At 65.0% G+C, this 12,718-nt stretch carries 9 protein-coding genes and 1 pseudogene; 6 read left to right on the top strand and 4 right to left on the bottom strand.

Annotation, left to right across the window (positions count from 1 at the left end):
* Positions 1 to 14: 14 nt before the first annotated feature.
* The 4 genes and pseudogenes from SA87_RS00355 to SA87_RS13815 form a co-directional block, all read right to left on the bottom strand.
* Positions 15 to 1,064, bottom strand: coding sequence for an XdhC family protein (locus SA87_RS00355; RefSeq protein WP_066197415.1), 1,050 nt, complete (start codon positions 1,062 to 1,064; stop codon positions 15 to 17).
* 180 nt (positions 1,065 to 1,244) lie between these two features.
* Positions 1,245 to 1,877 (bottom strand): response regulator, encoded by a 633-nt coding sequence (locus tag SA87_RS00350; protein WP_066197412.1) that lies wholly within the window; start codon positions 1,875 to 1,877, stop codon positions 1,245 to 1,247.
* Between the two features lie 51 nt (positions 1,878 to 1,928).
* Positions 1,929 to 3,092, bottom strand: coding sequence for a GAF domain-containing sensor histidine kinase (locus SA87_RS00345; protein ID WP_066197408.1), 1,164 nt, complete (start codon positions 3,090 to 3,092; stop codon positions 1,929 to 1,931).
* Between the two features lie 443 nt (positions 3,093 to 3,535).
* A pseudogene (locus SA87_RS13815) lies at positions 3,536 to 3,793 on the bottom strand (transposase); the annotation flags it as partial.
* Positions 3,794 to 4,203: 410 nt separating this feature from the next.
* On the opposite strand from SA87_RS13815, the gene ccpN reads away from it, so the two are divergent.
* From ccpN to SA87_RS00310, 6 genes are all read left to right on the top strand, one after another.
* Positions 4,204 to 4,887, top strand: coding sequence for a transcriptional regulator CcpN (gene ccpN / locus SA87_RS00335; protein WP_066197404.1), 684 nt, complete (start codon positions 4,204 to 4,206; stop codon positions 4,885 to 4,887).
* Between the two features lie 233 nt (positions 4,888 to 5,120).
* Positions 5,121 to 5,918: a pyruvate, water dikinase regulatory protein gene (locus SA87_RS00330; protein ID WP_066197982.1), complete on the top strand. Its 798-nt coding sequence runs from the start codon at positions 5,121 to 5,123 to the stop codon at positions 5,916 to 5,918.
* Positions 5,915 to 8,602 carry a pyruvate, phosphate dikinase gene (ppdK, locus tag SA87_RS00325; protein ID WP_281180911.1) on the top strand — a complete coding sequence of 896 codons (2,688 nt, stop codon included), beginning with the start codon at positions 5,915 to 5,917 and terminating at the stop codon, positions 8,600 to 8,602. Before SA87_RS00330 ends, ppdK begins: the two co-directional genes overlap by 4 nt.
* Before the next feature lie 200 nt (positions 8,603 to 8,802).
* The gene (gene dnaG / locus SA87_RS00320; protein ID WP_066197402.1) at positions 8,803 to 10,626 is read left to right on the top strand and encodes a DNA primase; all 1,824 of its coding nucleotides are present in this window, start codon (positions 8,803 to 8,805) and stop codon (positions 10,624 to 10,626) included.
* Positions 10,627 to 10,683: 57 nt separating this feature from the next.
* Positions 10,684 to 11,820, top strand: a complete 1,137-nt coding sequence (gene rpoD / locus SA87_RS00315) for an RNA polymerase sigma factor RpoD (RefSeq protein ID WP_066197399.1) — start codon at positions 10,684 to 10,686, stop codon at positions 11,818 to 11,820.
* 127 nt (positions 11,821 to 11,947) lie between these two features.
* Positions 11,948 to 12,715, top strand: coding sequence for a hypothetical protein (locus SA87_RS00310; protein WP_066197396.1), 768 nt, complete (start codon positions 11,948 to 11,950; stop codon positions 12,713 to 12,715).
* Positions 12,716 to 12,718: the final 3 nt, after the last annotated feature.

The raw sequence follows: 12,718 nt of genomic DNA, 5'->3' as shown, positions 1-12,718 counted from the left end.
GCGCCTCGCGTTCGTCAAGTGTGGATTTTTTCTTTCCCGTGGAGTGGTTTTCCCGTTTGGCCGGACCGTACGGCGACCAATTCGGCCACGATCGAGACCGCCACCTCCTCGAACGTTTCGGCGCCGATGCTCAGCCCGACGGGCGCATGGATCGGCCCGCTGCTCAGGTCGGCGCCGATGTTCTCCAGCATCTCGCGCGTTCGCGCGAGGGGGCCGAGCACGCCGATGTATTTCGGCTGCGCACCCAACGCCAGGCGGAGCGCCGCTTCATCGCGCATTTGCAGGTGGTTCATGATCAGCCACCAACTCCCCGCGAGCGGCGCCGGATCCGCCTCATCCGGCTCGACCACCAGATGCTCGGCGCCGGGGAAGCGGGCGCTCGAGTTGAATTCTTTTCGCGGATCGAGCACGGTGACGCGGAACCGGCACTTGGCGGCGAGCGCCGCCACGGGCACGGCGTCGTGGCCGGCGCCGCAGATGATGAGCCGCTCGTTCGGCCGCATCGTGTCGATGTAAAAGCGCCGGCCGTCCACGGTGGCCACCTCCGCCTTGGTGCGGTCGTGAAGGCGGCGTTCAAGCTGCTCTCGGACCGATTCCGGGAGCCGGTCGATGTCTCCGGCGATCGGCGTCGTCCCGTTGAACAGCACGCGAACGCCTTCCGGCAATTCGATGGCCAGGGAAATGAGGCCGTCCCGGGCGACGGCTTCCCGCACGGCCCGCCAGAAGGGATCGTCGGGATGGATCGGAAAGATGGCGACTTCCATCGTCCCTTTGCAGCCGATCCCCAGAGTCCACATCTCGCTTTCGCTGAGGTCGTACTGCACGAGACGGGGTTTTTCTTCTTTGATTGCTTTTTCCGCCCAGCCGTACAGGTCCGACTCGAGGCACCCGCCGCTTAAGGAACCGAGCATCTTTCCGCTTTCCGTCATCATCATTTTGGCACCGGGAAGGCGGTAAGACGAGCCCTTGACCTGGGTGATCGTAAGGAGCGCCGCCCGTTCTCCTTCCGACCAGGCTTCCTCGATGCGCTGAAACACCTGGCGCGCCTCGTCGATGTGGGACATGAAGGATCCCCTCCTTAACAGTCGGTCGTCATCATCACAAGGTCGTCATCATCACAAGACAATTATATCTTTTGAGGACAGAATTTTGATACACCCAATCGGGTGTTTCTGAATACCCGACTGTCCCACATCAGGCGGGCCGCCTTTGGCGGACCGTTCAGAGCGTGAAGGTGGAGGGGTCTACAGGAGTCCGTGACGGTACGCTTCCATCACCGCTTCTACGCGATTTTTGACGCCGAGCCGGCGGTAGATGTCGTTGACGAGAGCCTTGATGGTGTTTTCGGACAAGTGCAGGTACTTTCCGATGGCCTGGTTGCTCCAGCCTTGGGCCATGAGGCGCAGGATCTCCACATCCCGCAAGTCGAGCACTTCTTTTTCGGCTCCGCTCTCTTGCCGCATCTCCAGCCATTTTAAGGCATACCCCGTGACGGTCGGGTCGAGAACCGCTTTGCCGGCCAGGATGTTTTGGATCGCCCGGAGGAGCTCCTCTGCAGGCAAATCTTTCAAAAGATAGCCCTGCACCCCCGTCTGGATACAGGCGTGAACGACGTTTTTGTCCATCAGCGCGGTGAGGACGGCCAGCCGCGTCGCCTCGTCGGTTTTGCGAATCTCCTGGCACACCTGGATGCCGCTCATGTCCGGAAGGCGGATGTCGATCAGGGCAAGATCCGGCTTTAAGGAACGAATCAGGTCCAGGCCTTCCGCGCCGGTTGCGGCCTGGCCCGCCACGTCCAACCCGTGTTCGGTGAGAAGGGCACGGAGGCCGATTTGTACCAGTTCGTGGTCGTCGACGATCACGATGCGTCCTGTCATGGGTTCACCTTCTTTTGCGCCCCTCGACGTTTATGCAACGTCGACGTTGATTCAAAAACGCGGGCCGGCGTGGATCGGGAGGGTGCAGCGCACGGTGGTGCCGCCGTCTTCATTGCGAAAAATTTCAAATTCCCCGTTTAGCCCGGCGACCAAACGCGCCATTGAATGCAGTCCGAAATGGCCGGAAGGATGGCTCACAAAGCGGAGCGCTTCGTCCGATATGCCGATGCCGGCGTCCTGAACGACGACGTGAACCTGCTCTTCGGCGACGAGGACGTGAACGAAGGCGACCGGGCTGTGGGCGTGGCGGTAGATGTTGGTCAGCGATTCCGCGATGATCTTGAGGATGGTCTGGCGGATGGGGAGGCTCAGGCGCTCGAAGGGGCCGCGGATGACGAGTTGGGTGGAAATGCCGCTTAAGCGTTCGAATTTTTGAACGAGATGGGTCAAGGCCGCCGTCCTCGGGTGGACCTCGTCGTTCATGAGGCGGAACAAGATGGCGCGCAGCTCTGACTGGCACCGCACCGCCAATTCGCGCAAACGCGTGATGCGCGCCCGCACGGCGTCTTTTTTCTCCGCCGTCGGCAGCGCCTGCTCCAGGGCGTCGATTTCGCGGGCCACCGCAAACAGCGTTTGCGACAGCGAATCGTGCAGTTCTTCCGCGATTCGCCTCCGCTCTTCCGTTACGATGTGAAAACGTTTGTCCTCCTTCTGATAGATCCAGGAAATTGCAATGGCGCACATGGCGGCAAACCCGTTCATGATCTCCTCGTCATTCTGGGAGAAGGCGCCTTCGCTGGGCGCCTTGCCAAAAAAGACGCAACCGATCGGCCGGCCGCGGTGTTTCAGGGGGATGGACAGCAAGGCTTCGACGGGCGGATGGTTTTGGGGCACGCCGACCGACTTCGGATGCCGGGAAATGGATTCGATTCGAAGCGAACGGCCGGTCTTCGCGGGGAGGATGTATAGACCATGCCCTTTCGGGAGTTCGGAGGCTTTTAACGACCAGCCGGACACCTTAAAATACCGGATGGTGGACGGATCGCCCGGATCCGTGATGACGAGCGCGGCGAAGGAGGCGCCGACCATTTTGCGGGCGTAGTCGACGACGGCTTGCAAGAGAGGTTCCAGCCCTTCCTCCATCCACGGTTCCAAGAGTTCCATCGTTTCGGACACGATCTGCGCGACGTTCAGGTCAGCGGAACCTTCACGCATGTGCGGTCTCCCGTCCTTTCCCCAGCGGTCTGGCAGGAGAACAGCGACATACCGACCGGGTTTTGGAGAAGCGTCTTCCGGTGTAATTTAACAATCGGAAATAGACGGAATTAACCTTTGCGGCGTTTCCCGCCCGGCCTTCTGCTTCGCGGCGATCGTTCCTTCGGTTTCTTTGGCTGAACGTTCTTTGGCTGAACGCCCGCAGCGGGCCGCTTTCGACGATTGAAAGCCCTTACATCTCGTCCCTTCCCGCAGTCGGCACCCGCGTCGATCGACAGGTTCGACGGCCTCTGCAGGAAGAGGTTCGGCGCGACGAGTTGCGGGTACTTTTCGATCTTCTTGTGTCAATTATATTACAAGTCGACGCGGATTTCCACCCTTCGTCGATGAAAGGTATGCGTCAAGCGGTTCTCGGAGGTCCAGTCATCTTAAGGGACGATCAAGTCCGATGCTTCGAGCATCGTCCGTACCCGACCATGGACCTCTTCCTCCAGCGTTTTCGGTGTGGCATCGAGAAGGTTGCGCCCAAAGGGCATCTGGCACCGCTGCCAGGTGGCGCCCTGAACGTGCCGCCGAACGGCGTGTACGCGTCCGCGATGGTCATCCGACACCACCACATCGACGCCGTGCAGCCCGCGGCTTTTCAGCCAGCTGTAAAACTCGCCCCGGCGGGTTTCCGACTCGCCGTCGCCAAGCATTACGGGCCAACCGCTCTTTCGAGAACTTCCCGTGAGCTTGGCGAGCGCATCGTCTTTCGCGCCGCGGAGAAAAAGTGGAGGCAAACGCTGTGCATCTCCGGTGATCTGCTCGTGAGCCATTTCGATCCCCTCTCCCTTTTTGGTCTGTGTTGGTTAAGCTCCATTCCGACCGAATTTTTGAGTCACGGTTTGCGACCTCCTGACCGAATCCCTCGCGGTCAGGGGGGGAGGTCTCCTCTTGCTTGGCAGGGCCGGGAAGAAGATCGTCGCCCGGCAGAAAGCCTGGCGTCTTGGTGCGATGGATCAGGGAGGAGGCGCCTGCCGAACCTTGACCCGTCCTTGCCTCGGGACCCTCTTGCAAACCGACGGCCGGCGTATTAGGATAAACAATATACAGAAGCCGGCAAAGCGGTATGTCACATTGGCCGATCGGGGTGATTTATATCGAGCTCACGCCGCGGCAGAAGCAGATCCTTGCCATCGTCAAGGAAAAGGGGCCGATCACCGGCGAGCAGATTGCGGAGTTTTTGGGCCTCACGCGGGCCACAATCCGTCCCGATCTCGCGATTTTGACCATGTCGGGCTACCTCGAGGCCCGACCGCGGGTCGGCTATTTTTACGCCGGCGATGAAAACCGCTCGCTCTGGCTCAGGCGGCTTCGGGCGATCCCGGTGCGGGCCCATCACGCGCCGCCGGTCGTCGTCGGCGAGGCGGACAGCGTCCGGGAGGCGATCGTCAGGCTTTTTCTCGAGGACGTCGGGACGCTCTACGTCCTCGGCCGGGAGCGCCTGCTCGCCGGCGTCGTCTCCCGCAAGGACCTTCTTCGGGCCGCGATCGGCCGGCAGAACCTCGACGAGGTGCCGGTCGGCGTGATCATGACCCGGATGCCGAACATCGTCACCGTCTCGCCGGACGACTCCGTCTACGACGCGGCGGTGAAGCTCCTCGAGTACCAGGTCGACTCGCTGCCGGTCGTCGTGCCGCGGGGGGAGAACCGGCATGCGCTGGAGGTCGTCGGGCGGTTCACGAAGACGACGGTGACCCGCGTCTTCGTCGCCCTCGGCCGGGATGAGCCGTGGGTAGGAGGCGAGTCATGAGCCCCGAGACGAACAAACATGCCGAAACGCACGCGGGCGCCGAGACGAAAAAAAACGTCCGGACGCCAAACGAAACCGAGCCGGTCGCCGGCGCGGACGACGGCGCCCATCCGCCGGGAGACGCGTCGGACCACGAGGATCCGGACGCCGTCGGTGGCGTAAACGTCGGAAGCGCCGGGGACGAGGCCGCCCCGGGCGCCCGGGCGGCGCCGGGCGACGGGAAAAAGACGGTCATCTACGTCCTGTCCGACTCCCTCGGCGAGACGGCGGAGTACGCCGTCCGGGCGGCGGTGAGCCAGTTCGACTACGACACGATCGACATCCGCCGCATCCCGTTCGTCGACGACATCTCCACCCTCGATGAGGTGCTCGTCTCCGCCAAGGAAAACGAAGCCCTCATCGTCTACACGCTCGTCGTGCCGGAGCTTTCGGCCTATCTCCGGGAAAAGAGCGCCGCCCTCGGCCTCGAGGCGATCGACCTCATGACGCCGCTCCTCGAGCGGATCGCCCGCCGGACCGGCCAACGCCCGAAGCACAAGCCGGGGCTGGTGCACAAGCTCGACGAGGACTACTTCAAACGGGTGGAGGCGATCGAGTTCGCCGTCAAGTACGACGACGGCAAAGACCCCCGGGGGATCCTCCGGGCGGACATCGTCCTCATCGGCGTCTCCCGGACGTCGAAGACGCCCCTTTCGATGTACCTCGCCCACCGGCGGATCAAGGTGGCGAACGTCCCCCTCGTGCCGGAGGTCGCGCCGCCGAAAGAACTCTATCAGGTGTCGGCGAACCGCATCATCGGCCTCACCATCCATCCGGAAGCGCTGCATCAGATCCGGACCGAGCGGCTCAAATCCTTAGGCCTCGGCCTTTCGGCGAGCTATGCCCGCATGGAGCGCATTCTGGAGGAACTCGAGTATGCCGAAAATCTGATGAAGCGCCTCGGCTGTCCGGTGATCGACGTGACGAACAAGGCCGTCGAGGAGACGGCCAGCCTCATCCTACAGATGATCAGGGGAGGACGGATCCGGTGAAACGGGTGTACCACTTCCACGAAGGCGACGGAACGATGAAAGCGCTCCTCGGCGGCAAAGGGGCGGGGTTGGCGGAGATGACCCGGGCGGGGCTTCCGGTGCCCCCCGGCTTTACGATCACGACCGAAGCGTGTCGGGAGTATTTTGCCGCCGGCGGGGTGCTCGCGCCGGATCTTCTCGCCGAGGTCGACGCGGCGATCGCCGACCTCGAGGCCCGGACCGGGAAGCGCTTCGGTGATCCCGCGAACCCGCTCCTCGTCTCGGTCCGAAGCGGGGCGCCGATCTCGATGCCGGGGATGATGGACACGATCTTAAACCTCGGCTTAAACGACGCCGTCGCCGACGGGCTCGCCCGCCTGACCGGCGATGCGCGCTTCGCCTACGACGCCTACCGGCGGTTCATCCAGATGTTCGCCAACGTCGTCCTCGGCCTCGAACACGCGCGTTTCGAGGCGATCATCGAGGACGAAAAACGCCGCCGGGGGGTCGAGACGGATCCGGAGCTTCCGGCGGAAGCCTGGCAGGCGGTCATTCGGGAGTTTCTCGCGCTCGTGGAAAAAGAGACGAAGCGGCCCTTCCCGACCGAACCGCGGGAGCAGCTCGTCCTGGCCATCCGGGCGGTGTTCGACTCGTGGAACAACCTCCGGGCGATCGTCTACCGGAAGCTCCACAAGATCCCGGACACCCTCGGCACCGCGGTGAACGTCCAGATGATGGTGTTCGGCAACATGGGCGACACGTCCGGGACCGGCGTCGCCTTCACCCGCAACCCGTCGACGGGAGAAAACGTCCTCTACGGCGAATTTTTGCTGAACGCCCAGGGCGAAGACGTCGTCGCCGGCATCCGGACGCCGCAGCCGATCGCCGCCCTCCGGGAGGTCATGCCGGAGGTGTACGCCGAGTTCGAGCGGATCGCCCGGCGGCTCGAGGCCCACTACCGGGACATGCAGGACATCGAATTTACCATTGAAAAAGGCAAACTCTATCTCCTTCAGACGCGAAACGGCAAGCGGACGGCCCGGGCGGCGGTGAAGATCGCCGTCGATATGGTGAAGGAAGGGCTCATCGACGAGCGGGAGGCCCTCCGGCGCATCACGCCGGAGATGATCGATCAGCTCCTGCACCGGCGGATCGACCCGAACGCTCCGCGGACCGTCCTCGCCAGGGGCTTGCCGGCGTCGCCGGGTGCCGCGACGGGGATCGTCGTCTTCGACGCCGACGAGGCGGAAGCCCGCGGGAAGCGGGGGGAGGCGGTCATCCTGGTGCGGCCGGAGACGACGCCCGACGACATCCACGGCCTCGCCGTCGCCCAGGGCGTCATCACGAGCCGGGGGGGCATGACGAGCCACGCCGCCGTCGTCGCGCGGGGAATGGGCAAACCCGCCATCGTCGGCGCCGAAGGCCTGAAGATCGACCTCGAGGCGGAGACGTTCCGCGCCGGGGACGTCGTCGTGAAAAAAGGCGACGTGATCTCGATGGACGGGGCGACCGGAGAGATCCTCCTCGGCGCGGTGGCCCTCGTCGAGCCGGAGCCGGATCCGGAGTTTGAGACGCTCCTCGGTTGGGCCGACCGCTTCCGCCGCCTCGGCGTCCGGGCGAATGCCGATACGCCGGAGGACGCCGCCCGGGCCCGGGCCTTCGGCGCCCAGGGGATCGGTCTTTGCCGGACGGAGCACATGTTTATGGCGGCGGACCGGCTGCCGGCGGTCCGGGAGATGATTCTCGCCGAGACGCCGGAGGAGCGGGCGGCGGCGCTGGAGAAGATCCGGCCGATGCAAGAAGAAGATTTTTACGGCATCTTCAAGGCGATGGCGCCGTATCCCGTCACGGTGCGGCTTCTGGACCCGCCGCTGCATGAGTTTTTGCCGAAGTACGAGGAGCTCCTCCTCGAGGTCGACCGCCTCGCCCGGGACCCGCAGGCGGACCCGGCCCGGCTTCAGGAAAAGCAGGCGTTCCTTCGGAAGGTCCGGGCGCTTAAGGAAGAAAACCCGATGCTCGGCCTTCGGGGCTGCCGGCTCGGCATCCTCTATCCGGAAGTGTACGCGATGCAGGCGGAGGCGATCTTCCGGGCCGCCTTCCGGCTCCGGCAGGAGGGCGTGCCGGCGAACGTCGAGATCATGATCCCCCTCGTCGGCCACGCGAACGAACTGGCGCGCCTCCGGGAGGTCGTCGACGCTGCCTACCGGAAGGTCGCCGAAGCCTTCGGCGCCGAGATGCCGTACCTCGTCGGAACGATGATCGAGGTGCCCCGGGCGGCCCTCACCGCCGACGAGATCGGCCGGGTGGCGGACTTTTTCTCCTTCGGCACGAACGACCTCACCCAGACGACGCTCGGCGTCAGCCGCGACGACGCCGAGGGGAAGTTCCTCCACGTCTACGTCGAGGAGAAGATCCTCCCGGACAACCCGTTCGTCACCCTCGACACCGGCGGCGTCGGGAAGCTCGTCGAGATGGGCCTCCGCCTCGGCCGGGAGGCGAACGAGAGGCTCAAAGTCGGCGTCTGCGGTGAGCACGGCGGCGACGCCCGGTCGATCCGCTTCTTCCACGGCGCCGGCCTCGACTACGTGAGCGCCTCGCCGTACCGGGTGCCGCTCGCCCGCCTTGCGGCGGCGCAGGCGGCGATCGAGGCGGAAGACGCCGCCCGGGAGGAAAAGGTGGCCGGCGCCGGCTCGTCCGGCATGTAAGCGCCAAGCGCCGGCGAGCGGCTTTTTCGGGATCGACGAAAGGCGAAAGCGAGGAAAAAAGCCCTCCCCGACGGGGAGGGCTTTTTGTCGAATGCCGAAATCGGAAAACTATGGCTTTCGTTTTCGGACGGTCTCCTTGCAGGAAAACGACAACCTATGTAGAATAAATTTTATGTGCGGGGACGAGGGAGGGGTGGCCCATGGCACGCCTTCCGGAAGAGCTGGTCGAACGGGTGCGGGCGGCGTCGGATATCGTCGACGTCGTCGGCGAGTACGTCGCCCTCAAGAAGCGCGGCCGGTCCTACATGGGCCTCTGCCCGTTTCATCCGGACCGGACGCCGTCGCTTTCGGTCGTCCCGGACCAGCAATTTTTCCACTGTTTCGGCTGCCACGTCGGCGGCGACGTCTTCCGGTTCATCATGGAGATCGAAGGGATGAGCTTTCCGGAAGCCGTCAAACACCTCGCCGATCGGGCAGGAATTCCGCTGCCCGATCTCGAATACGACGATGAGGCCGGGAGGCGAAAAAATCGCCTGAAGGAAGCCCACGCCCTCGCGACGCGCTATTACCATTATGTATTAAACGCCTCGCGGCATGGAGAAACTGCAAAAGAATACGTACACGGTCGGGGTATCCGCCCGGAGACGGTCGAGCGCTACCGGCTCGGCTATGCGCCGGAGACGGGCGATGCCCTCGTCCGGTTTCTCCAAAAGCGGGGCTTCGGCCGGGAAGAGATCGTTGCGGCCGGTCTCGGGGTGGAAGAAGGCGGGCGCCTCGCCGATCGTTTTGTCGGTCGGCTCATGATTCCGCTGGAGGACATCCACGGGGCGGTCGTCGGCTTTAGCGGCCGCCGGCTCGACGGCGGGTCGCCGAAGTACGTGAATTCGCCGGAGACGCCGATCTTTAAAAAGGGCCGTTTTCTCTTTCACCTCGGCCGGGCCAAAGCGGCGATCCGCCGGCTTCGAGAGGTGGTCGTCGTCGAAGGGCCCCTCGATGCCCTTCTCCTCGCCCAGGAAGGGCTGGAAAACGTCGTCGCCGCCCAGGGGACGGCGTTTACGCCGGACATGGCGGAGCTCCTCGGGCGTTATGCCGAGCGGGTCGTCCTCGCCTTCGACGGCGATGAGGCGGGGGAGCGCTCCGCCGAGCGGGCCGCCCCTATTTTACTACAACGGGGCCTCGATGTAAAAGTGGCGCGCCTTCCGGAGGGGCTCGACCCCGATGCGTACGTCCGGGCCTCCGGCATCGACGCCTTCCGCCTGCGGGTGCTTCAGGGGGCGGAAAGCTACGGGGCCTTCCGGCTCGAGCGGCTCAAGCGGGGGCTCGACCTCGGCGACGCCGCGGACCGGGCGCGGTATCTGGAGCAGGCGGCCCGGGCGATCGCGGAGCTTTCGAACCCGTTTGAACGGGAGGCGCACATTGAGGCCATCGTGAAGGCGTACGCCGTACCGAAGGATCTTTTTCAAGCGAGCGTCCGCCGCCACCTGGAGGCTCAGGCGCGAAAAGCGGCCGAGGCGCCGCCGTATGATCGCTTCGCAGGCCGCATACATTCGAGTGACGCCGGCGGGCGAAGGCGCCGGCCGCGAACGGCCTACGAAGCGGCCGAGGCGCGGCTCCTCCAAGAGATGCTGGCCCGGCCGGAGCGCATCTCGGAGATCATGGACGCCGTCGGCGGGGGCTGGATCACGCCGGAGGGGACGGCCCTCGCGGCGGAGCTGTACGCCCTTTTCTACGAGGGGATCACCGGGCGGGAACTCGTGCCGAAGCTCATGACCGCCCTGGAGGATCCGGCGCTCAAAGATTTTTTGACGGAACTTCTCCTCGAGGAGGCGCCGCCGCTTTCACCGGCGGCGCTCGCGGACCTGGTGGCGACGCTTCAGGTGTATCCGAAGGAAAACGAGCTCAAGGCGCTCTACGCCGAACGGTCGAAGGCCCTCGATGCCGGCGATTTTGCCCGGGCGCGGGAGATCGAAGCCCGGGCCCGGGCGGTTCGATCGGAGATCGAGCGGCTACGCCGGCGGGCGTAAGACGGCGCCCCGGCGCGGGAAGACGGTGGCAGGCCCAGGAAGGAGGGCTTCGGATAGATGAGCAAGGTCGATCCGGACGACAAGACGCTGGAACAGGCCAAGGAAGAGGTGATCGAACTCGGCAAAAAGCGGGGGTATCTCACGGTTCAGATGGTGGCGGAGAAGCTTTCGGCCTACGAGATGGAACCGGAGCAGATCGAGGAGTTTTACGACGAGCTGGCGGAGCAGGGGATCGAGCTCCTCGGCGAGGATGAGGAGCCGGAGAAGGTCGGCGGCGAAGCGGCGGACGACGAGGCGTTCGATCCCGAGGCGATCGAAGAAGAGGTGCCGACCGATCTGGACGACCTTTCGCTTCCGCCGGGGATCAAGATCAGCGATCCGGTCCGGATGTACCTGAAGGAGATCGGCCGGGTGCCGCTCCTTACGGCGGAAGAGGAGATCGAACTCGCCAAGCGGATCGAGCAGGGGGACGAAGAGGCGAAAAAACGGCTGACGGAGGCGAACCTCCGCCTCGTCGTCTCGATCGCGAAGCGGTACGTCGGCCGGGGCATGCTCTTTTTGGACCTCATTCAAGAAGGGAACCTCGGGCTCCTCAAGGCGGTTGAGAAGTTCGACTACCGGAAGGGATATAAATTCAGCACCTACGCCACGTGGTGGATCCGCCAGGCGATCACCCGGGCGATTGCCGACCAGGCCCGGACGATCCGCATCCCGGTGCACATGGTCGAGACGATCAACAAGCTCATTCGGGTGCAGCGCCAGCTCCTGCAGGAGCTCGGCCGGGAGCCGACGGCGGAAGAGATCGCCAAAGAGATGGACATGCCGGTGGACAAGGTGCGGGAGATCCAGAAGATCGCCCAGGAGCCGGTGTCGCTGGAGACGCCGATCGGCGAGGAAGACGACTCCCACCTCGGGGACTTTATCGAGGATCAGGAGGCGATGTCGCCGTCGGACGCGGCCGCCTACGAGATGCTCAAGGAGCAGCTCGAGGAGGTGCTCGACACCCTCACCGATCGGGAAGAAAACGTCCTCCGGCTTCGCTTCGGCCTCGACGACGGTCGGACGCGGACGCTGGAGGAGGTCGGCAAGGTCTTCGGCGTGACGCGGGAGCGGATCCGCCAGATCGAGGCGAAGGCGCTCCGGAAGCTCCGGCACCCGAGCCGGAGCAAGCGGCTCCGGGATTTTCTCGACTGAGCGGGCCGGGAAAAGCCGACGTGAGGCCGGGCGCCGTAGGCCGGTCCACCGGGGCGCCCGGCTTAAGCGGTCGGCCCGCCTGGACGCGGGGTCGATGCGGCGCTTGGGCCGGAACGGGGGAGCCGGGATGGACAGACGGCGTTCGATCATCGTGCGGGAGATCGAGGCGTGGCGGGAGCACCGCCTCCTTCCGGAAGCGCAGGCGCTTTTTTTGCTCAGGCTCTACGGCGAAGGCGGACGCCGCCGGCCGTATCGCCGGCGGATGGCGGCTTTTTTCGCCGGCTTTGTGGCCGGCGTTTTGTTTGCGGCGCTCCTTGGGGGACTGTGGTGGGCATGGGGGGGACGGCTGCCGGCCGAGCCCCGTTGGACAGGCGTCGAGTCCGCCCCGGCGGTCGCGGCGGATGGGGAAGGGGCGAAGCCGGCTTACGGACCGGCAGAGGAGGCGGTCGGGCCGCCTGGGCCGTCCTCCCGGCCGGAGCCAAAGGGGCCGCGGCCGCGGTCTCCGACGGGCGGTTCCGAGGGGTTGGCCGGGGCCGGAGGGCCGCCGGGGCTCGTGGGGGAAGCCCTCCGCTCGCCGCCGGTGCTGTTCGGCCTGGCCGTTCTGGCGGCGGCGCTGGCCCACGCCCTCCGCGGGCACCCCGGCGCCGCCGGCCACGTGAGCGCCCTTTTGTTTCCCTTGTTTCTGTTTGCCGGCATCGGCGCGGCGATCCCGGCGGCGAGGGAGCGCTGGCCGTGGACCCCGCCGGTTCTCGTGGCCGGCGGATTTTTCCTGTGGCTTTGGGCGGCCCGGCGCTGGGGGAAGCGGTATCACGGGTGGCTGGCCGCTTTGGCGCTCCTCGCCGGGATCGCGCTTCAGGTCGGGCATCTGTGGGGTCTGTGGGGCGGTTTTCGTTGAAGG

It is taken from the genome of Hydrogenibacillus schlegelii (genome assembly GCF_001653195.1).
Lineage (GTDB): Bacteria > Bacillota > Bacilli > Thermicanales > DSM-22653 > Hydrogenibacillus > Hydrogenibacillus schlegelii.
This window is presented reverse-complemented; position numbering and strand designations above follow the sequence as displayed.

What these genes read in the sequence shown, in the direction of transcription:
- SA87_RS00355 (WP_066197415.1), bottom strand. Translation starts at nt 1,064, where the DNA reads ATGTCCCACATCGACGAGGCGCGCCAGGTGTTTCAGCGCATCGAGGAA.
- dnaG (WP_066197402.1), top strand. Translation starts at nt 8,803, where the DNA reads ATGGCACGCCTTCCGGAAGAGCTGGTCGAACGGGTGCGGGCGGCGTCG.
- SA87_RS00310 (WP_066197396.1), top strand. Translation starts at nt 11,948, where the DNA reads ATGGACAGACGGCGTTCGATCATCGTGCGGGAGATCGAGGCGTGGCGG.
- SA87_RS00345 (WP_066197408.1), bottom strand. Translation starts at nt 3,092, where the DNA reads ATGCGTGAAGGTTCCGCTGACCTGAACGTCGCGCAGATCGTGTCCGAA.
- SA87_RS00350 (WP_066197412.1), bottom strand. Translation starts at nt 1,877, where the DNA reads ATGACAGGACGCATCGTGATCGTCGACGACCACGAACTGGTACAAATC.
- rpoD (WP_066197399.1), top strand. Translation starts at nt 10,684, where the DNA reads ATGAGCAAGGTCGATCCGGACGACAAGACGCTGGAACAGGCCAAGGAA.
- ccpN (WP_066197404.1), top strand. Translation starts at nt 4,204, where the DNA reads ATGTCACATTGGCCGATCGGGGTGATTTATATCGAGCTCACGCCGCGG.